The organism is Streptomyces sp. JL2001 (genome assembly GCF_050917515.1).
GTDB lineage: Bacteria > Actinomycetota > Actinomycetes > Streptomycetales > Streptomycetaceae > Streptomyces.
In genome coordinates this window covers 3,413,240-3,431,909 of record NZ_CP169421.1, presented here as the reverse complement: position 1 = coordinate 3,431,909, position 18,670 = coordinate 3,413,240, and the positions used below count along the sequence as shown (strand labels likewise).

At 73.7% G+C, this 18,670-nt stretch carries 17 protein-coding genes; 11 read left to right on the top strand and 6 right to left on the bottom strand.

All coding sequences use genetic code 11. The features are described from left to right. The first annotated feature begins 45 nt into the window (after positions 1-45). The 4 genes from ACE1OA_RS15150 (at position 46) to ACE1OA_RS15135 (ending at position 4,143) form a co-directional block, all read left to right on the top strand. The gene (locus ACE1OA_RS15150; protein WP_356599890.1) at positions 46-1,239 is read left to right on the top strand and encodes an amidohydrolase family protein; all 1,194 of its coding nucleotides are present in this window, start codon (positions 46-48) and stop codon (positions 1,237-1,239) included. Then, positions 1,239-2,372 carry an acyl-CoA dehydrogenase family protein gene (locus ACE1OA_RS15145; RefSeq protein ID WP_356599888.1) on the top strand — a complete coding sequence of 378 codons (1,134 nt, stop codon included), beginning with the start codon at positions 1,239-1,241 and terminating at the stop codon, positions 2,370-2,372. Before ACE1OA_RS15150 ends, ACE1OA_RS15145 begins: the two co-directional genes overlap by 1 nt. A 5-nt stretch (positions 2,373-2,377) precedes the next feature. Beyond that, a complete protein-coding gene (locus ACE1OA_RS15140) occupies positions 2,378-3,283 on the top strand; it encodes an acyl-CoA dehydrogenase family protein (protein WP_356779359.1) in 906 nt (301 codons plus the stop codon). 401 nt (positions 3,284-3,684) lie between these two features. Next, positions 3,685-4,143 (top strand): ATP-binding protein, encoded by a 459-nt coding sequence (locus tag ACE1OA_RS15135; protein ID WP_356599884.1) that lies wholly within the window; start codon positions 3,685-3,687, stop codon positions 4,141-4,143. Between the two features lie 217 nt (positions 4,144-4,360). Here the strand turns inward: ACE1OA_RS15135 and ACE1OA_RS15130 are convergent, their stop codons facing one another. Next, entirely contained in the window at positions 4,361-5,299 is a 939-nt protein-coding gene (locus tag ACE1OA_RS15130; RefSeq protein ID WP_356599882.1) for a cyclase family protein, read from the bottom strand. Positions 5,300-5,397: 98 nt separating this feature from the next. On the opposite strand from ACE1OA_RS15130, the gene ACE1OA_RS15125 reads away from it, so the two are divergent. From ACE1OA_RS15125 to ACE1OA_RS15115, 3 genes are all read left to right on the top strand, one after another. Next, complete coding sequence (locus ACE1OA_RS15125) at positions 5,398-6,330, top strand: SDR family oxidoreductase (protein ID WP_356599880.1); 933 nt, start codon at positions 5,398-5,400, stop codon at positions 6,328-6,330. Beyond that, positions 6,327-7,376 (top strand): Zn-dependent alcohol dehydrogenase, encoded by a 1,050-nt coding sequence (locus ACE1OA_RS15120; protein WP_386540914.1) that lies wholly within the window; start codon positions 6,327-6,329, stop codon positions 7,374-7,376. Before ACE1OA_RS15125 ends, ACE1OA_RS15120 begins: the two co-directional genes overlap by 4 nt. A 63-nt stretch (positions 7,377-7,439) precedes the next feature. Continuing rightward, positions 7,440-8,654 (top strand): MFS transporter, encoded by a 1,215-nt coding sequence (locus tag ACE1OA_RS15115; protein ID WP_432752896.1) that lies wholly within the window; start codon positions 7,440-7,442, stop codon positions 8,652-8,654. On the opposite strand, the gene ACE1OA_RS15110 is transcribed toward ACE1OA_RS15115, so the two are convergent. Continuing rightward, positions 8,618-9,589 (bottom strand): GlxA family transcriptional regulator, encoded by a 972-nt coding sequence (locus ACE1OA_RS15110; protein ID WP_384871277.1) that lies wholly within the window; start codon positions 9,587-9,589, stop codon positions 8,618-8,620. The two genes, ACE1OA_RS15115 and ACE1OA_RS15110, sit on opposite strands and share 37 nt — an antisense overlap. A 59-nt stretch (positions 9,590-9,648) precedes the next feature. Here ACE1OA_RS15110 and ACE1OA_RS15105 point away from each other — a divergent pair, with 59 nt between their 5' ends. Then, positions 9,649-10,941 carry an MFS transporter gene (locus ACE1OA_RS15105; protein WP_432752895.1) on the top strand — a complete coding sequence of 431 codons (1,293 nt, stop codon included), beginning with the start codon at positions 9,649-9,651 and terminating at the stop codon, positions 10,939-10,941. A 136-nt stretch (positions 10,942-11,077) separates the two neighbouring features. After that, positions 11,078-12,400 carry an MFS transporter gene (locus ACE1OA_RS15100; RefSeq protein WP_386540907.1) on the top strand — a complete coding sequence of 441 codons (1,323 nt, stop codon included), beginning with the start codon at positions 11,078-11,080 and terminating at the stop codon, positions 12,398-12,400. A 15-nt stretch (positions 12,401-12,415) separates the two neighbouring features. On the opposite strand, the gene ACE1OA_RS15095 is transcribed toward ACE1OA_RS15100, so the two are convergent. From ACE1OA_RS15095 to ACE1OA_RS15080, 4 genes are all read right to left on the bottom strand, one after another. Beyond that, a complete protein-coding gene (locus ACE1OA_RS15095; RefSeq protein ID WP_356599870.1) occupies positions 12,416-13,024 on the bottom strand; it encodes a flavin reductase family protein in 609 nt (202 codons plus the stop codon). A 74-nt stretch (positions 13,025-13,098) separates the two neighbouring features. After that, positions 13,099-13,836, bottom strand: coding sequence for an enoyl-CoA hydratase/isomerase family protein (locus ACE1OA_RS15090; RefSeq protein WP_432754066.1), 738 nt, complete (start codon positions 13,834-13,836; stop codon positions 13,099-13,101). A 73-nt stretch (positions 13,837-13,909) separates the two neighbouring features. Next, on the bottom strand, positions 13,910-16,153 hold the full coding sequence (locus ACE1OA_RS15085) for an acetate--CoA ligase family protein (protein WP_386540905.1): 2,244 nt from the start codon (positions 16,151-16,153) through the stop codon (positions 13,910-13,912). A 274-nt stretch (positions 16,154-16,427) separates the two neighbouring features. Beyond that, positions 16,428-17,579 carry a flavin-containing monooxygenase gene (locus tag ACE1OA_RS15080; RefSeq protein WP_356599864.1) on the bottom strand — a complete coding sequence of 384 codons (1,152 nt, stop codon included), beginning with the start codon at positions 17,577-17,579 and terminating at the stop codon, positions 16,428-16,430. 157 nt (positions 17,580-17,736) lie between these two features. On the opposite strand from ACE1OA_RS15080, the gene ACE1OA_RS15075 reads away from it, so the two are divergent. Together ACE1OA_RS15075 and ACE1OA_RS15070 are read left to right on the top strand one after the other, a co-directional pair. Next, entirely contained in the window at positions 17,737-18,189 is a 453-nt protein-coding gene (locus ACE1OA_RS15075) for a DoxX family protein (RefSeq protein WP_356779349.1), read from the top strand. Next, entirely contained in the window at positions 18,186-18,662 is a 477-nt protein-coding gene (locus ACE1OA_RS15070) for a Zn-ribbon domain-containing OB-fold protein (protein ID WP_356599860.1), read from the top strand. The genes ACE1OA_RS15075 and ACE1OA_RS15070 overlap by 4 nt, the downstream gene beginning before the upstream one ends. Positions 18,663-18,670: the final 8 nt, after the last annotated feature.

Here is an 18,670-nt window from a genome sequence, read left to right as displayed (position 1 = left end):
GAGCTAGCCTGCTATCTGACGACCCGTCAGAAGAGGAGTGCGCCCATGGACCAGGAACTGCCTCGGATCATCAGCGTCGACGACCATGTGATCGAGCCCGCGCACCTCTTCGACACCTGGCTGCCGGCGAGGTACCGCGACCGCGGACCGCGGCCCGTGACCGCGGGCATCGGGGAGCTGGAGTACGTCGGCGGGAAGTACCGGATCACCATGGACCCCGACGGCCCGCCCACCGACTGGTGGATCTACGAGGACCTGAGGTTCCCGTACAAGCGCAACATCGCCGCCGTCGGCTTCGACCGTGACGACATGACCTTGGAGGGCATCACCCGCGCGGAGATGCGCCGCGGCTGCTGGGACCCCGTCGAACGGCTGAAGGACATGGACCTCAACCACGTCGAGGCGTCCCTGTGCTTCCCCACCTTCCCGCGCTTCTGCGGCCAGACGTTCGCCGAGGCCCACGACAAGGAGGTCGCCCTCGCCTGTGTCCGCGCCTACAACGACTGGATGGTCGAGGAATGGTGCGGCGGCAGCGGCGGGCGGCTGATCCCCCTCTGCATCATCCCCCTCTGGGACATCGACCTCGCCGTCGCCGAGATCCGGCGCAACGCCGCCCGCGGGGTGCGCGCCGTGACGTTCTCCGAGATCCCCACCCACCTGGGACTGCCGTCGATCCACTCCGGCTACTGGGACCCCTTCTTCGCCGTGTGCCAGGAGACGGGGACCGTCGTCAACATGCACATCGGCTCCTCCTCCCAGATGCCCGCCGCGTCCCCCGACGCGCCGCCCGCCGTGCAGGCGTCGCTCAGCTTCAACAACGCCATGGCCTCGATGATGGACTTCCTCTTCAGCGGGGTCCTGGTCCGCTTCCCGACGCTCAAGCTGGCCTACAGCGAGGGCCAGATGGGCTGGATCCCGTACGCCCTCGAACGGGCCGACGACGTGTGGCAGGAGCACCGCGCCTGGGGCGGCGTCCGCGACCTGATCCCCGAACCGCCCTCCACGTACTACTACCGGCAGATCTTCTGCTGCTTCTTCCGCGACAAGCACGGCATCGCCTCGCTCGACGTGGTGGGGCGGGACAACGCCACCTTCGAGACGGACTACCCGCACGTCGACTCGACGTTCCCGCACACCCGCGAGGTCGCCCTCGACCACGTCAAGGACCTCGACGACGAGACCGTCTACAAACTGATGCGCGGCAACGCCATCCGGATGCTCGGCCTGGACATCGTCTGATGGACCTCGCGTACACCGCCGAGGAGGAGGACTTCCGGGCGCGGCTGCGCACCTGGCTCGCGACGGTCCTGCCCACCCTGCCGCCCCGGCCCGACCCGCGGGACTGGCCGGGCCGCCGCGCCTACGACTGCGGCTGGCAGCGCCGGCTGTACGAGGCGGGTTACGCGGACGTCCACTGGGACGCCTCCCCGACCCAACGGCTGATCTTCCTGGAGGAGACCGAGCGGGCCGGCGCCCCCTACGTCGGCGCCAACTTCGTCGGACTGCTGCACGCGGGACCGACGATCGCGGCCGAGGGGACCGCCGAGCAGCGGGAGCGCTGGCTGCCGCCCGTCCTGCGCGGCGACGAGGTCTGGTGCCAGGGCTTCAGTGAGCCGGACGCCGGCTCCGACCTCGCCTCCCTGCGCACCAGGGCGGTCCGGGACGGCGACGACTACGTGGTCACCGGCTCCAAGATCTGGACCTCGCACGCCGAGGTCGCCGACTGGTGCGAACTGCTCGTCCGCACCGACCCGGAGGCCCCCCGGCACCGCGGCATCAGCTGGCTCGCGATGCCGATGGACGCCCCCGGGATCACCGTCCGGCCGCTGCGCACGCTCGCCGGGTCCGCCGAGTTCGCCGAGATGTTCCTCGACGAGGTCCGGGTGCCGGCCGCCCACCGGGTCGGCGCGGAGAACGACGGCTGGCGGGTGACCATGGTGACGCTGTCCTTCGAACGCGGCACGGCCTTCGTCGGCGAGGTCGTCGCCTGCCGCCGCACCCTCGGCGAACTCGCCGCCGCGGCACGACGCAACGGCACCTGGGACGACGACGTGGTGCGCCGCAGGCTGGGCGCGCTGAGCGCCGAGTTCCGCGCCCTGTGGCGCCTCACCCAGTGGAACGTCAGCGAGGCGCAGGCCAGCGGCGGCGTTCCCGGCACCGGCGGCTCCGTCTTCAAGCTCCGCTACTCCCACGCCCGCCAGGAGCTCTACGACGCGGCCGCCGCCGTCCTCGGCCCGGACGCGCTCGACCTCGGCCGGGAGTGGAACCAGGACCGGCTGTCCTCGCTCTCGTACACGATCGCGGCGGGCACCTCGCAGATCCAGCGGAACATCGTCGCCGAGCGGATCCTCGGCCTTCCGAAGGGAGGGTGATCCGAGTGGACTTCCGGCTCACCGAGGACCAGAGGGCGCTGCGGGCGGGCGTGCGGGAGCTGCTCGCCGGACGCTTCGGCGCGCAGGAGCTCCGGGCGGCCGTCGCCGCGGGGACGCTCGACCGGGCGCTGTGGCGGGAACTGGGCGAGGCGGGCCTCTTCGCGCTCCGGCTGCCCGAGGAGGCCGGCGGTGTGGGCCTCGGCCTCCCCGAGGCGGTGCTCGTCTTCGAGGAGGCGGGACGGGCCCTGCTGCCCGGGCCGCTGATCGCGACGCACCTGGCGGCCGGGGAGGTGCCCGGGGCGGCCGAGGGCAAGACCGTGGTCACCGGGCCCGACGGAGGGCTCGTGGAGTGGCTGGACGAGGCGGACGTCGTCCGCGGGGACGTCTCCGGCGCCGTCCCGGTGCGCTCGGTCGACCCGCTGACGCCCCTGCACCGCCTGCCGGGCCCCGCCGGCGGCGCCCGCCGGGAACGGCCGGACGCCACCGACCCGGTGCCGGACGCGCTCGTCGCGACCGGCGCACTGCTGACCGCCGCCGAACAGCTCGGCAGCGCCGGGCGCACGACCGAGGCGGCCGTGCGCCACGCCCGCGAGCGGGAGCAGTTCGGCCGGCCGATCGGGGCCTTCCAGGCCGTCAAGCATCTGTGCGCGCAGATGCTCGTACGAACGGAAGTAGCCCGCGCCGCCGTCTACGCGGCGGCCGTGACCGGTGACCCGGTCGAGATCGCGGGGGCCAAACTGCTCGCCGACGAGGCCGCGACCCGCTGCGCCCGCGACTGCCTCCAGATCCACGGCGGCATGGGCTTCACCTGGGAGGCGGAGGTCCATCTGCATCTGAAACGGGCCTGGGTCCGGGCCGAACGGTGGATCCCGAAGGCCCTCGCGGAGGAGGTGGAGGCGGCACGGCTGTAGCCGGCGTGGCCGGCGACGCTCACGGAGCGTCGATATCGGGTTGTGTCCCTCGGCCGGGCCGTCACGGCCCGGAGTCGGGGCCCCGCTCCGGTACGCTCCGTGGGATGCGAGTGGTTGTGGGTCCGGTCCGTACCGGTGCCGCCGGTGCGGCGGCTCCGGGCCCCGGAATGCCCGCCGTTCGCGCCCCCTGGAGGCGCCTCGCGCGCCCCTGTTCGACTCCCCGCAGCGTGCGTCGCACAGTATGGACCATGCGTACTCCTTCGCGCTGGAATATGCCTGAAGCGCTTGTTGCGGTGACTGTACGTCAACCATGCTGTCTCGCAAGGAAATCACGTTCCGTGAGGGCGTCGATGGCTGTGAGGCGCGAGGCGATGTGTCCGCCGGTTCGGATGGTGTGAACGGTGCAGGTGCTTCAGGTTCAGTTGGAGGTCGGGGCCGACCCGGCAGAGGTGGGACGAGCCCGGCGATGGGCCCGTTCGAGGCTCGCCGGATCGGGCATAGGGGTGGACGAGCCGCTGGCCGAGACGCTGGTGCTGCTCATCTCCGAGCTGGTGACCAACGCCGTGGTGCACACGGGCTGTCCGGCCGTCCTGAGGATGCTGTTCGGCGCCGGCTGTCCGGACGCCGGGACGGTCCGGGTCGAGGTGGCCGACCGGAGCGACCGGCCCCCGCTCCAGCGGCACGCCCAGGGCGAGGACACCAACGGCCGCGGCCTGGAGCTGGTGGACGGACTGGCCGACCGCTGGGGCTGGCAGCGCGAAGGTGCCGGCAAGAGCATCTGGTGCGAGGTGGACCGGAGCGTTCCGGCCCCGGCGCCGGTGGTACGGGAGCCGATCGCCTTCGACCGGGCCTCCTGCTGACGCTCCGCCGGAGGCACTGTTGACGGTTCGTGCCGTTTTGTTCACCCTGGGGTGAGCGATGCGTCGCGAGGGGACGCCGAGGGTGCCGCACCCTCGGCGAGTGCGGGTCGCGACCGGGGTGGCGGCCCGCCGTGCCGTGCTCGGGGCGGGCGCGATGCTCGCCGCCACCCGTGAGTCCCTCTTCCTCCCCGGCCGTGGCCCCGCGCGCCGGCCGGCCCTACAGGATCGCGACCGGTGCCACCGGTGTGCCCGTGCCGCCGACGAAGGGTTCGGGCATCGCCGAGAGCAGGAAGGCGTACCGCCCGCTCTGTGCACAGGCTGTGGACAAACTTTCCAGATTCCAGTTCTGACCCTGGAGCATGCCCATCTCGACGAGGTCGAGCGCGTGCACGGGCAGCCACAGGTCCTCGATCTCGGGCGGGAAGATCTCGAAGGTGAGCGTGTCGTTCGCGACGGCGGCGACGTCCCGCGCGTGGAACCACTCGGGCGTCCGCACGGAGAGCCCGGGGGACGGGAAGGCGTACCCGTGCTTGTCCCCGGCCAGGTACTGCCGCACCTGCCCGGTCCGTACGAGCACGATGTCGCCGGCCTTGACCGTCACCCGGCCGAACTCCGCCGCCTCGTCCAGGTCCTCGGGGGTCACGGCGTGGTCGCCCGGCAGCCGGTCGAGTCCCTTGGCCGCGGCCACGTCCAGCAGGACACCGCGACCGACGAGGTGGCGCGCGGTGTGGATGCCGCTGAACTCGGAGCGCCCGTGCGGCGTGATGGAGGCGGCGGGCCGCCCGTTGTAGATCTTTCCCGAGTGCGAGACGTGCGTGAGCGCGTCCCAGTGCGTCGCCGCCTGGAGGCCGAAGGTCACGGCGTCGTCGCTGGTGGCGACCGTTCCCGGGCCGAAGAGCTCCTGGTTGACCTGGACCATGACGTGCAGCGGGTTGACCCGGCCGGGGATCATGCCGGTCTGTACGCCGTCCTGCTTGAGGTCGAGGGCGAGGGGGACGCGCTGTCCCGAGCGGACGGTCGCGACCGCCTCGCGCACCACCTCGTCGGTGATCAGGTTCAGCGTCCCGATCTCGTCGTCCCGGCCCCAACGGCCCCAGTTGTTGACGCGCTTGGCGATGTCGTGGAACGCGGCTGGGAGAGCCGGGGGAGCTGACATCGGGGCCTCCAGGGGGCTTGTTCTCCGGTATCTGACGGGTCGTAGAATCCTGTTGACGAATCTAACGGACCGTCAGAAACCGCGGGAAGGGGCCGGGCGTGGGGAACTTCTTGGCTGGCAAGGTCATCGCCGTGACGGGCGCGGGGAGGGGGATCGGCCGTGCGGTCGCCCTGGCGTGCGCGGCGGAGGGCGCGAAAGTCGTGGTCAACGACTACGGCGTCTCCGTCGAGGGCGGGGAGCCGACCTCCGAGGTCGCACTCGCCGTCGTGAAGGAGATCGAGGCGGCGGGCGGATCCGCGGTCGCGGTCGCCGACGACATCTCGACGATGGAGGGCGGCGCGCGGATCGTGGACGTGGCGCTCGCGGAGTACGGGCGTGTGGACGGAGTGGTGTGCGTGGCCGGCATCCTGCGCGAGCGGATGCTGTTCAACATGTCCGAGGAGGAGTGGGATCCGGTCGTCGCGACCCATCTGAAGGGCACCTTCACCGTCTTCCGGGCCGCCTCGGCGGTGATGCGGAAGCAGGGCGGCGGGACGCTGATCGGCTTCACCAGTGGCAACCACCAGGGCTCGGTGGCGCAGGCCAACTACGCCGCCGCCAAGGGCGGGATCATCTCGCTGGTGCGCAGCGCGGCGCTGGGGCTCCACAAGTACGGGGTGACGGCGAACGCGGTCGCGCCCGTGGCCCGCACCCGGATGTCGGCCAACGTGCCCATGGAGCTGAAGGAGATCGGCGAGCCGGAGGACGTGGCGGCGCTCGTGGTCTACCTCCTGTCCGAGCGGGCCCGGGCGGAGGGGATCACCGGCCAGGTCTACACGATCGCCGGACCCAAGATCGCGGTCTGGGCGCAGCCCCGCGAGCTGCGGGCCGGGTACGCCGAGGGCGGCGCGTGGACGCCGGAGCGGATCGCGGACTTCCTGCCCGGCACGGTCGGCACCGACCCGATGCCGCTGCTGACCCGGCTGGAGGAGATGGCCCGCGCCGCGGCGGCCGGCTCCCGCCCCAACGTCGCGGACGAGGAGCGGTCATGAGAGGCGTCGTCTTCGACGGGAAGCAGGTCCAGGTCGTCGACGACCTGGAGGTGCGGGACCCGGGACCCGGGGAGGTCCTCGTCGCGGTCGCCGCCGCCGGGCTGTGCCACAGCGACCTGTCGGTCGTGGACGGGACGATCCCGTTCCCCGCGCCCGTCGTCCTCGGACACGAGGGCGCCGGTGTCGTCGAGGCCGTCGGGCCGGGCGTCACCCATATCGGGCCCGGTGACCACGTGGCCCTGTCCACGCTCGCCAACTGCGGCACCTGCGCCGACTGCGACCGGGGCCGACCCACGATGTGCCGGAAGGCCATCGGCAGGCCCGGGCAGCCCTTCTCCCGCGGCGGGCAGCCGCTCTTCCAGTTCGCCTCGAACTCCTCCTTCGCCGAGCGGACCGTCGTCAAGGCCGTCCAGGCCGTGCGGATCCCCTCCGACATCCCCCTCACCTCCGCCGCCCTCATGGGCTGCGGCGTCCTCACCGGCGTGGGGGCGGTGCTCAACCGCGCCCGCGTGGCACGGGGCGAGAGCGTGGTCGTCATCGGCACCGGCGGCATCGGCCTCAACGTGCTCCAGGGCGCCCGGATCTCCGGCGCCCACCCGATCGTCGCCGTCGACACCAACCCGGCGAAGGAGGAGACCGCCCGCCGGTTCGGCGCCACGCACTTCCTGGGCTCGGCGGACGGCGTGCGGGAGGTCCTGCCCACCGGCGCCGACCACGTCTTCGAGTGCGTGGGCCACGTCGGACTGGTGCGCGCCGCGGTCGACCTGCTCGACCGGCACGGCCAGGCGGTGCTCCTCGGGATGACGGCCCCGACCGCCGAGGCGAGCTTCCTGCCCGCCGCGATGTTCCTGGACAAGTCGATCCTCGGCTGCCGCTACGGCTCCTCCCGCCCGCAGAAGGACCTCGCGCTCTACGCCGAGCTCTACCGCCGGGGCAGCCTCCTCCTCGACGAGCTCGTCACCGAGACCTATCCCGTGGAGGACTTCGAGAGAGCGGCCGAGGACGCGGCGCGGGGGAAGGTGGCCCGCGGGGTGCTCACCTTCTGAGCGACCGCCCTCGGCGGGGAAAATCCCGACGGCGGCGGGCGGCGGGTCGCTACGTTCGGTGCCATGTCCTACCGAGCGCTCGCCACCCGGCCCGTCCTCGCCTGGTCCGCCGTCACCGTGGCCGGACGGATGCCGGTGGCGATGGCGCCGCTCGCGCTGGTCCTCCTGGTCCGCGAGCGGCCCGGCGGGTACACACTCGGCGCCGTCCTCGCCGCCGTGTACGTCCTCGGCGAGATCCTCGCCGCGCCCGTCCTCGGCATCCGGATGAACGCCGAACGGGCCCGGCCGCAGCTGGCGTCCGGACTCGCGGTCGGCGCGCTCGGCTTCGCGGGGCTCGGACTTCTCGACGGCGCGCACCCCGCGGTCCTCTGCGGGCTCGCGTTCGCCGCGGGCGCCGGACCGGCGGCCGTGCCGGGCGGGCTGCGCGCGCTGCTCACCTCGCTGGTCCCCGAGCACGCCGTCACCCAGGCGATGAGCATGGAGTCGGTGCTCACCTTCGGGATCTGGGCCGGTGCGCCCGCCCTCACGACGGGCTTCGCGCTGGGTGTCGACCCGGCCGTGCCGCTGCTGCTCCAGGGCGGTCTGATGGCGGTCGCGGTGACCGGGCTCCGGCTGCTGCCCGGCGGCTGGAAGGCCGAGGGCGGCCCCGGCGCCGGCGGAGAGCCGGTGCGGCGGCTCCTGGCGCGCGCCTGGCCCGTGTACGTGACCGGCGCGGCGAGCCTGACGCTGCTGGCCCTGGCCGAACTCGTCCTGCCCGCCCTGCTGGAGCAGCGCGGGATCGGCATCGGCTGGGCCGGGCCGCTGCTCGCCGGCTTCGCGGCCGGCTCGGCGCTGGGGGCGTTCCTCTACGGGCTCCGCGGCGACTGGCCCGGCCGGCTCACGGCGCAGAGCCTCGTCCTCATCCTCGGCGTCTCGGGAGGTGTCGTCCTGGTGGCCCTGCTGCCCTGGACGGCCGCCATCGCCGTCGCCCTGGTCCTGGCCGGTCTGCTGCAGGCACCGGCCATGCTGACCCGGAACCTGGCCCTGCGCCGGATCCTCCCCCCGAGCGTCCTCGCGGCCGGCTACTCGGTCATGTACGCCGCCGTGGGAGCCGGCTACGCGGCGAGCGGCTCCCTGGCGGGCGGCCTGCTGCAGGTGGTGGCACCCTCGACCGCGATCCTGTGGGGTGTCGGCCTGACCCTGCTGCTGACCGCGGTCGGGGCCGTGGGGGAGCGGCGGTTGGCGGAGGCCGCGCCCGCGGCTCAGCCCGTGGCGCCCGCGCGGAAGGTGCGGCGGTAGGCCGTCGGTGTCACGCCGATCGCCGTCTGCAGGTGCGTCCGCAGGGACTGGGGCGTGCCGAAGCCGGCGTCGCGGGCGATCCTGTCGACCGGGAGGTCCGTCGACTCCAGGAGGTGGCGGGCGCGTTCGATCCGCTGCCGGGTCAGCCACTGGCCCGGGCTGACCCCGACCTCCTCGCGGAAGCGGCGGGTGAACGTCCGTACGCTCATCGACTCCCGCACGGCGAGGTCGCGCAGCTGCAGCGGCTCGTGCAGATGGGCCAGCGCCCAGGCGCGGGCGGCCGTCGTGGTCGCCGTGCCCGGGTCCGGGAGCGGGCGCTCGATGTACTGGGCCTGGCCGCCGTCCCGGTGCGGCGGCACGACCGTCCGGCGCGCCACCTCGTTGGCGACGGCCGTGCCGTGGTCCCGCCGCACGATGTGCAGGCAGAGGTCGATGCCGGCCGCCACGCCGGCGGAGGTGAGCACGTCCCCGTCGTCGACGAAGAGCACGTCCGCGTCCACCCGGACGCTCGGGAAGAGCCGCTGGAAGTGCTCGGCCGAGGACCAGTGGGTGGTGGCCGGACGCCCGTCGAGCCAGCCGGCGGCGGCCAGCACGTAGCCGCCGGTGCAGATGGACACGAGCCGCGTCCCGGGCCTGATGTGCGCGAGGGCGGCCGCGAGCTCCGGCGTCAGGCGGCCCTCCTCGTAGACCGGGCCGAGTTCGTACGAGGCCGGGACGACGACCGTGTCCGCCGTCGCCAGCGCCTCCGGCCCGTGCTCGACGTGCACGGCGAAGTCCGCGTCCGTCCGGACCGGTCCGGCGGCCGGCGCGCAGGTGACGATCTCGTACAGCGGGCGGCCCCCGGAGTCCTTCGCCCGTCCGAAGATCCGGTGCGGAATGCCCAGTTCGAAGGGGAGCAGGCCGGGCAGGGCCAGGACGGCGATGCGGTGCGGCACGGTGGTTCCTCCGAAAACCCCTTGGTGGTCCAGACCATTTGTTGATACATCTCGGGTCCGTGACGGACAAGTACACGTACAAGTCTGAGGCCGACGCGGTCATTCCCGACGCGGTGCCCGCCGAGGTGCTCCCCGGCCCGGACGTCGTCCCCGCCGCGGCCCCGACGCTCTGGAGCCGCAACTTCCGGCTGTTCTTCGTCGCCCGGTCCGCCGCCGTCTTCGGTGAGGGCATGGTCCCGGTCGCCCTCGCCGCCGGTCTGCTCGGCGCCGGTCACTCCGGCTCCTCCGTCGGCTACGCGCTGGGTGCCTGGATCGGCCCCTTCGCGCTCTTCGTGGTCTTCGGGGGCGTCCTCGCCGACCGCTTCACCGCCCGCCGCATGATGATCACGGCGGACGTGCTGCGACTGCCCGGAGCCTCCGTCCTCGCGGTCTCCTTCGCACTGGGCGGCCCGCCGCTGTGGTCCGTGTACGCGCTCAGCGCCGTCAGCGGGGTGGGCGCCGCCCTCTTCCAGCCCGGGGTCGCGTCCACGATCCCGCGCATCGCCCCGGACGTGCAGCGCGCCAACGCCGTCCTGCGGGTCGTCGAGTCCCTGATGACGATGGCGGGGCCGGCCGTCGCCGGTCTGCTCGTCGCGCTCCTGGGCGCCGGGGCCGCCTTCGGCGCCAACGGCGCGACCTTCGCGGTCAGCGCGCTCTGCCTCACCCTCATGCGTCTCCCCGCCGCCCCCGGCGACACGGCCGCTCGCGGCTCGCTGCGGGCCGAGCTGGCGGTCGGCTGGCGGGAGTTCCGGGCGCGGAGCTGGCTGTGGGGAGTCATCGCGATCTGGACGGTGTACGGCCTGACGGTCGCCGGCCCGTTGGTCCCGCTGACCGCGACCCTGGTCACCGGCGACCACGGTTCGGCCGCGTACGGCGTCCTGATGGCGGTCAACGGCGCGGGCAGCGCGGCCGGCGGTCTGCTCGCCCTGCGGCTGCGCCCGCGCCGGCCGCTGGCGTCGGGCGCCGTGGCGCTGCTCGGCCTGCCGGTCAACCTCGTCCTGCTCGGCTCCGGGGCGTCCGTGGTGCTGCTCGGCGCCGGCCAGTTCGTCGGCGGCGCGGCCTTCGCCTTCTGGCTGGTGATGTGGTCGACCTCGGTCCAGACGCACGTGCCGCAGGACGCGCTGAACCGGATGCACGCCTACGACGTGGCCGGATCCCTGCTGATGATGGCGGCGGGCCGGACGCTCGCCGGCCCGGTGGCGGAGGCGGTGGGCACCGAGACGGTGTTGCTGACCGGGGCGGGGATCGCGGTGCTGGTGGTGGTGGCGCTGCTGGTGGTGCGGCCGATCAGGACCCTGCCGCGGGTGCAGTGAGGCGCCGCCCGCGGGGGCCGGAGGGGCGGGGCCGGGCGGGGGCCGGGCGGGGGCCGGGAGCGAGGCCCGAGGGGAGTGGCCCGATTCTTGCTAAAGCTGTCGGTCGGGCCAGTGGCCCGGGTGTCGGGGCCCCACGATGCTGTGTGACGTGACCCAGACAACCGAGACTTCCGCCGAGGCTCCCGCGCCCTCCTCGCCCCCCGGGCCCCGCATCCACCGCGCCTGGTTCGTCGCGGCCGTCGCCTTCGTCACGATCATCGGCGCGGCCGCGTTCCGCTCCCTCCCGGGCCTGCTCATCGACCCGCTCAACGGCGAGTTCGGCTGGTCCCGGGGCACGATCGGTCTCGCGGTCTCGGTCAACCTCGCGCTGTACGGGCTGACGGCGCCCTTCGCCGCGGCCCTGATGGACCGCTTCGGCATCCGCAAGGTCGTCGCGACGGCCCTCACGGTCATCGCCGCCGGTTCGGGACTCACCGTCTTCATGACGTCGAGCTGGCAGCTCATCCTGTACTGGGGGCTGCTCGTCGGCCTCGGCAGCGGCTCGATGGCGCTGGCGTTCGCGGCGACGGTCACCAACCGCTGGTTCACCGAGCGCCGGGGCCTGGTCACCGGCATCCTCACGGCCGCCAGCGCCTCGGGCCAGCTGATCTTCCTGCCGCTGCTCTCCTGGCTGGTCGAGGAACACGGCTGGCGTCCGGCCTCCGTGACCGTCTCGCTCGCCGCCCTCGCGGTCGTCCCCTTCGTCTGGCTCCTGCTGCGCGACCACCCCGCGGACGTGGGCCAGGCCCCCTACGGCGGGGTGTACGCCGAGAAGCCCGCGCCGGTGACGGGGGCGGCGCGCCGGGCCGTCACCGTCCTCGTCAAGGCGGCCCGCACCGGCCCGTTCTGGCTGCTCGCCGGCACCTTCGCGATCTGCGGCGCCTCGACCAACGGCCTCGTCCAGACCCACTTCGTGCCCGCCGCCCACGACCACGGCATGCCCATCACCGCGGCGGCCTCGCTCCTCGCCGTGATCGGTGTCTTCGACGTGGTGGGCACGATCGCCTCGGGCTGGTTCACGGACCGCTTCGAGGCGCGGCGGCTGCTCGCGGTCTACTACGCGCTGCGGGGCGTGTCCCTGCTCTTCCTGCCGATGCTGCTGGCCCCCTCGATCCACCCGCCGATGATCTTCTTCATCGTCTTCTACGGTCTGGACTGGGTGGCCACGGTCCCGCCGACGATCGCCCTGTGCCGCGAGCACTACGGCGACGACAGCGCGATCGTCTTCGGCTGGGTGCTCGCCTCCCACCAGGTGGGCGCGGCGGTGGTCGCCTTCGCGGGCGGCGTGGCCCGGGACGTCTTCGGCTCGTACGACGTCGTCTGGTACGCCTCGGGCGCCCTGTGCGCGGCCGCCGCCCTGATGGCCCTGGTGATCCGCCGCCGGCCGCAGCCGGTGACGGTGCCGGCGGTCCGGGTGTAGTGCCCCGGGCGGGGCTCAGGTCGCGAGGCGGCCGAAGCGGCCGCGGTGGAAGACGAGGGGGTCGCCCTCGGCGGCGCCGTCGAGGGCCTCGACCCGGCCCACCACGATCAGGTGGTCGCCACCGGTGTGGACCGTGGCGATCGTGCAGTCGATCCAGGCCGGGGCACCGGCCAGGCGGGGCGAGCCGGTCACCGGGGCCGGGGTGTGGGTCACCCCCGCGAACTTGTCCGCGCCGCTCCTGGCGAAGCCCAGGCACAACGGACCCTGGTCCGCGCCCAGGACGTTGACGCAGAAGGCGCCGACCCGGGCGATGCGGGGCCAGGTGGTCGAGGTGCGGGCGACCATGAAGGCGATCAGCGGCGGGTCGAGGGACAGCGAGGCGAAGGACTGGCAGGCGAAGCCGGCCGGTCCTTCGTCGTCCCGCGCGGTCACCACGGTGACGCCGCTCGCGAAGTGGCCCAGCACGCGGCGGAACTCGGCCGGGTCGACGGGCAGCCGCTCGTCGTCCCGTACCGCCCGCAGCAGCGGCCGGGGGCGGCTGCCGGAGCGGGCCTCCGCGGCCGTGGGCGCCCCGGCGGACCTGAGGTATCGGACGGCGGTGGCCGCCATCCCAGCGTGTCCCATCACACCGTCCATTGAAACTGACGAATCGTCAGATAGGAACCCTCGTGCGCCGGTTCCTCCGCCGTGCCGTGCCCTCAGCGGCCCTCGTAGCGCGGGGTGCGCCGCTCGACGAAGCTCGCGACGCCCTCGTTCGCGTCCCGGGTCGTCATGTTGATCTCCTGCGCCGCCGCCTCCGCCGCGAACGCGCTCGCGCGGTCGGCCTCCAGCGAGCCGTTCACCAGCTGCTTGGTCAGGGCGATCGCCCGGGTCGGGCCCTGCGCCAGGCGTTCGGCCCAGGCGCGGGCGGTCTTCTCCAGCTCGCCGTCGGGGACGACCCGGTTCACCAGGCCCATGGTCCGCGCGTCGGCCGCGTCCAGCGCGTCGCCGAAGAACATCAGCTCCTTGGCGCGCTGCGGGCCGATCAGCCGTGGGAGCAGGTACGCCCCGCCCCCGTCCGGCACCAGGCCGCGCCGGACGAACACCTCGATGAAGCGCGCCGACTCGGCCGCGAGCACCAGGTCGCAGGCGAAGGCCAGATGCGCCCCGATCCCCGCCGCCGTGCCGTTCACGGCCGCGACGACCGGCTTCTCGCAGTCCAGTACGGCTCCGATGAAGCGCTGCGCCCCACGCCGGATGGTCCGTGCCACGTCGCCGGGGACGCGTCCCCCGGACGCCCCCGCGCCGCCCGCCGGGGGAGACCCGCGCAGGTCCGCGCCCGCGCAGAAGCCCCGGCCGGTCGCGGTCAGCACCACCGCCCGCACGTCCGGGTCGGCGGAGGCGTCGGCGAGCAGCCCGATGATCCGCTCGCGCTGGTCCCAGGTGACGGCGTTCATGGCCTCGGGACGGTTCAGGGTGATCCACGCGACGCCGTTCCCGACGGCGTGCAGTACGTCGTCCACGGGGCTCCTATCGGCAGACCGCGAGCGCGTCCAGGGCGACCGCGCCCTGTCCGCGCGGCAGCACCATCAACGGGTTGATGTCCAGTTCGGCCAGGTCGCCGTCGAGTTCGAGGGCCATCCGCTGCACCCGCAGCACGACCTCCACCAGGGCGTCGACGTCCGCCGGCGGCGCCCCGCGCACGCCCTCCAGCAGGGCCCGGCCGCGCAGTTCCCCGAGCATGGCCCGCGCCTCGTGCTCGCCGAACGGCGGCACGCGCACGGCCGCGTCGTTCAGCACCTCGACCAGGACGCCGCCCAGGCCCACGGTGACCGTCGGCCCGAAGAGCGGGTCGCGGGTCACGCCGACCACCATCTCGACGCCGCGGCCGACCATCTGGCAGACCAGGACCCCGTCGAGCTCGACGCCTTCGTAGCGGGCGATGTCGGTGAGCTCCCGGTAGGCGTCGCGCACCTGGCTCGCCGAGGTCAGCCCCACCTTGACCAGGCCCAGTTCGGTCTTGTGGGCGAGCTGGGTGCCCGACGCCTTCATCACCACCGGATAGCCGACCAGGCCGGCCGCCCGCACGGCCGCGGCGGCGCTGGTCACCAGCTGCTCGCGCGGCACCCTGATCCCGTACGCCCGCAGGAGCTGCTTCGCGGAGTGCTCGCTGAGCTGCCGGCCGGGCAGCATCAGGGCCCGGGCCTTGCGGAAGGACGGCGAGGGGGTGCGCGGCGCCTCGTCGAACGGCGAGCGGTAGCCGGCGGAGAAGCGGTGGTGGTCGAGGTAGGACTTCACGGCCCCGATGCAGTTGGAGAAGGTCCGGAAGGTCGCGACCCGCGAGGAGCCGAGGAGGGTCTCGCGGTAGGCGGCCTCGGTCCCCACCGGCGACCCCCACACGACGCACACCAGCTTGTCGGTGGCCTCGGCCGCGTCCACCAGGTCCTGCGCCAGCCGGTCGCTCATCGGCGGGAAGGGGCCGGTGATGGGACAGATGAGGACCCCGACGGAGGGGTCGGCGAGGATCGCGTCGATGATCTTCCGTCCGCGCCAGTCGCCGACCGGGTGCCCGCCGTTGTCCACCGGGTTCGCCACGCCGAGGTAGGACGGGATCCACGTGTGCAGCTCGGCCTGCTTGGCCTCGGAGAGCGTCGGCAGGGTCAGGCCCGCGGCGGTCGCCAGGTCGGAGAAGTGGGCGCCCGTGCCGCCGGAGATCGAGTAGACGACGACGCCTTCGGCCACCGGCTTGCGGGCGCGTGCCAGCAGCGCCGCGGTGTCCTGGAGTTCGTCGAGCCCGTCGACCCGGATCACGCCGAACTGGCGCATGGCGGCGTCGACGACCTGGTCCGCGCCGGTCAGCTTGCCGGTGTGGGAGGCGGCCATCCGCGCCCCGGTCTCGGTGCGTCCGACCTTCACCGTGACGACCGGCACCCCCTCGCGGGCGGCGCGGTCCGCGGCCAGCAGGAAGGAGCGGCCGTCCTTGAGGCCCTCCACGTAGCAGGCGATGGCGCCGACCTCCGGCCGCCCGGCGAAGTACGAGATGAAGTCGGCGGTCTCCAGGTCGGCCTCGTTGCCGGTCGGGGCCCAGTGGGAGAGCCGTACGCCCAGCTCCTGCAGGGTGTGGACGGGGCGGCCCTGGTGGCCCGACTGCGTGATGAGCGCGATCGCGGGGCCGTCCAGGTCGTCCCGGAAGCGCTCGAAGGCGTTGAGGTTCGTGTTGGGCCCCAGGAGCCGGATGCCGGAGCGCCGGACGGCGTCGGCGAGGCGCTCCTGTGCGGCGGCGCCCTCCCGGCCGGTCTCGGCGAAGCCGGAGGCGAAGGCGACCGCGAACCGCACCTTGGCGTCGGCGAGTTCCTCGACCACCGGCAGCGGGTCGGCGACGAGCAGCACGGCGAGGTCGACGGGCTCGGCGCGGACCGCGGACAGCGCTCCGACGGACGGCACGCAGGGGATCCCGAAGACCTCCGTACGGGTCGGGTGGACGGGCACCAGTTCCGCGCCGACGCGCTCGGCCCAGGCTACGAGCTGCCGGGTGATGCCGGTGTTGGGCCGCCCCTCGCCGTCGGAGGCGCCGACGACGGCGACCGAACGCGGCCGGAAGAAGCGGTCGAGGTCGGGGACGGGGGCGTGCAGCGGCCGGCCGCTGACGTCGTGATCGCCCTCGGCGGCGGTTCTCCCGTGGACGGTGGTCCCGGCCTGTCCGGGGTGCTCTCCGCAGGCCACCACGCGGGCGCGGAGATCGGTGGTGAAGGTGCCGTGAGTCGATCCAAGCATCGGTCCGCCCGTCCCAGTCCCGAGTCCCTCGTCCATAACTGACGTGTAGTCAGATTACAGAACTGACGCTCAGTCAGGAACACCCGTGCAGGAACGGTCCCTTCGGGTACCCTCCCCGGGTTCCCGGGGCCCGGTCGGGCCCGCCGTGCCGGGCGCGCCGCGACCCCCGGCCGCTCGCCCCGCGCCCCCGAAACCCCGCCCCGTCTTCCCTCGCCCCCGGCCCCCCCGCCCCCGGCCCCTCGCCCTCGGTCCGTTGGCCCCGGACGGACGTTCCCTAGCGGGTCGCCTTCGCGATCCGGCGCGCGATCCTCTCCGCGTCGAGCGCGAGCTCGCGGAACATCCCGCTGATCGGGTTGGTGAATCCGGTGAAGTAGAGCCCGGGCGCCCCCTCCGGCGTCCGCGCTCCCCGGGTCGCCGGCCGGCCGCGCTCGTCGAGCACGCCGAGGTGGCCCACGAGCGGTTCCAGCGCCCGCCGGTAGCCGGTCGCGGCGATCACCGCGTCGGGCGTGATCCGCGTTCCGTCGGCGAGGACGACCTTGTCGCCGTCGAAGGACTCGACCGCGCCGACCACCTCCACCGTGCCGGCCCGCACCGCGTCGATCAGGCCCACGTCCTGCACCGGGACCGCCCCCTCGCGCACGCGCGAGTACAGCCCGGTGTCCGGCCGCGGGAGCCCGTGCTCGGACAGGTCAGGCACGGCGACCCTGGCCATCAGCGCGCCCATCCGGTCCACCAGGCGCACCGGCAGTCTGCGGACCAGGATGCCCGTGCGCTGGGCGGGCCAGCCGGCCGTGGACCGCCGCACGATGTGCGGGACCGTGCGCACCGCGAGCCGCACGCGGGCGGCCCCGCCCTCGGCGAGGTCGGCGGCGATCTCGGCCCCGGTGTTGCCGGCGCCGACGACGAGCACGTCGCGGCCGGCGTACGGGGCGGGGTTGCGGTAGGCGCTCGCGTGCACCAGTTCGCGGTCGTACGTGTCGAGTCCCGGCCACTCGGGCAGCCGCGGGGTGTGGTTGTGGCCGGTGGCCACGACCACCGCCCGCCCGGTCAGCCGGCGTCCGCCGGTCGCGTGCAGTGTCCAGTCGTCCCCGGCGCGCTCGACCCGGGAGACCTCGACGCCGGTCACGATCTCCAGTTCGTGGACCTCGGCGTACTTCTCCAGGTAGCGCACCACGTCCGCGCGGGCGACCCAGCGCCCGAAGGAGCGGGGCATCGGCAGTCCGGGCAGTCCGGAGAGCCGGCGGGTGGTGTGTAGGCGCAGCCGGTCGTAGTGCGCGCGCCACGAGGCGCCGACGGCGTCGGACTTCTCCAGGACGACCGCCCGGACGCCCTGCTCGCGCAGGGCGGCGGCGACGGCGAGTCCGCCGGGTCCGCCGCCGATGACGTAAACGGGATGGTCGGGGCGGTCTTGGGGGGTATGGGCCATGAATGCTGAGCGTAATGACATGCTCACTTGTTGGGTCTCGGTCAAGAGGGGAATTGGTTGCGAATCGGTCACGCCTGCCGACCTCTTGCGGGATCGGGGCGCCATCCGCTGAACTGACGTATCGTCAGATTCGTTCGGGAGGGGCAGGTACCGACAGATGCAGACCGTCTGGCTCACCGGCGCCGAATGGCTCGCCGTCCTCCGCATCGGCCTCGGCCTGTGGTGGCTGGAGAGCTGGCGCCACAAGGACAGGAAGGGCTGGTTCGAGCGCGGCACCGGCATCGCCTGGGCCGCCGGCGTGGCGGCCGAGCACCGCTGGGGCGCGGTGCGGACCGGCTTCGAGAAGGTCGTCGCCCCCCGGCCCCGGCTCATGGCGTACGTCGTCGTGTACGCCGAACTCGCCCTCGGACTCGGCCTGGTGACCGGCTTCCTCACCCCGGTCGCCCTCGTCGGCGGCCTGCTGCTCAATCTCCTCTATCTCGTCCTGATGATCCACGACTGGGCCGAGCAGGGTCAGAACGCGATGATGGCGCTCATCTCGCTGGTCGCCCTCTTCGCGCTGTCCTGGCAGACCTGGTCCCTCGACCACGCGATCGGACTCTTCGGATGAGCCCCCGCTTCGACCTTCCCGACGTCGACGCCTTCACCCGGCCCTACTGGGACGCGGCGGCCGGGGGCCGGCTGCTCCTGCGGCGCTGCGCCGGGTGCGGACGCGCCCACCACTACCCGCGCGAGTTCTGCCCGCACTGCTGGAGCGAGGACGTCACCTGGGAGCCGGCCGGCGGCCGGGCCACGCTCTACACCTGGTCCGTCGTCCACCGCAACGACCTCCCGCCCTTCGGCGAACGGGTGCCCTACGTCGCCGCGGTGGTCGACCTCGCCGAGGGCCCCCGGATGATGACCGAGGTCGTCGGGGTGGCGGAGACCGCCCTGCGGATCGGCATGGACCTGGAGGTGGCCTTCCACGTCCGGGAGGACACCACGATCCCCGTCTTCACCGCTCCGGGCGGCCGGCCCGGCCGAACGGACCCGGCCCGGCCAGGACGGGCCCGGCCGAACGGACCCGGACCCGGCCCCGGCTGACCCGGCCC

What these genes read in the sequence shown, in the direction of transcription:
- ACE1OA_RS15085 (WP_386540905.1), bottom strand. Translation starts at nt 16,153, where the DNA reads ATGCTTGGATCGACTCACGGCACCTTCACCACCGATCTCCGCGCCCGC.
- ACE1OA_RS15090 (WP_432754066.1), bottom strand. Translation starts at nt 13,836, where the DNA reads ATGAACGCCGTCACCTGGGACCAGCGCGAGCGGATCATCGGGCTGCTC.
- ACE1OA_RS15070 (WP_356599860.1), top strand. Translation starts at nt 18,186, where the DNA reads ATGAGCCCCCGCTTCGACCTTCCCGACGTCGACGCCTTCACCCGGCCC.
- ACE1OA_RS15150 (WP_356599890.1), top strand. Translation starts at nt 46, where the DNA reads ATGGACCAGGAACTGCCTCGGATCATCAGCGTCGACGACCATGTGATC.
- ACE1OA_RS15120 (WP_386540914.1), top strand. Translation starts at nt 6,327, where the DNA reads ATGAGAGGCGTCGTCTTCGACGGGAAGCAGGTCCAGGTCGTCGACGAC.
- ACE1OA_RS15130 (WP_356599882.1), bottom strand. Translation starts at nt 5,299, where the DNA reads ATGTCAGCTCCCCCGGCTCTCCCAGCCGCGTTCCACGACATCGCCAAG.
- ACE1OA_RS15100 (WP_386540907.1), top strand. Translation starts at nt 11,078, where the DNA reads ATGCTGTGTGACGTGACCCAGACAACCGAGACTTCCGCCGAGGCTCCC.
- ACE1OA_RS15075 (WP_356779349.1), top strand. Translation starts at nt 17,737, where the DNA reads ATGCAGACCGTCTGGCTCACCGGCGCCGAATGGCTCGCCGTCCTCCGC.
- ACE1OA_RS15145 (WP_356599888.1), top strand. Translation starts at nt 1,239, where the DNA reads ATGGACCTCGCGTACACCGCCGAGGAGGAGGACTTCCGGGCGCGGCTG.
- ACE1OA_RS15115 (WP_432752896.1), top strand. Translation starts at nt 7,440, where the DNA reads ATGTCCTACCGAGCGCTCGCCACCCGGCCCGTCCTCGCCTGGTCCGCC.
- ACE1OA_RS15080 (WP_356599864.1), bottom strand. Translation starts at nt 17,579, where the DNA reads ATGGCCCATACCCCCCAAGACCGCCCCGACCATCCCGTTTACGTCATC.
- ACE1OA_RS15095 (WP_356599870.1), bottom strand. Translation starts at nt 13,024, where the DNA reads ATGGGACACGCTGGGATGGCGGCCACCGCCGTCCGATACCTCAGGTCC.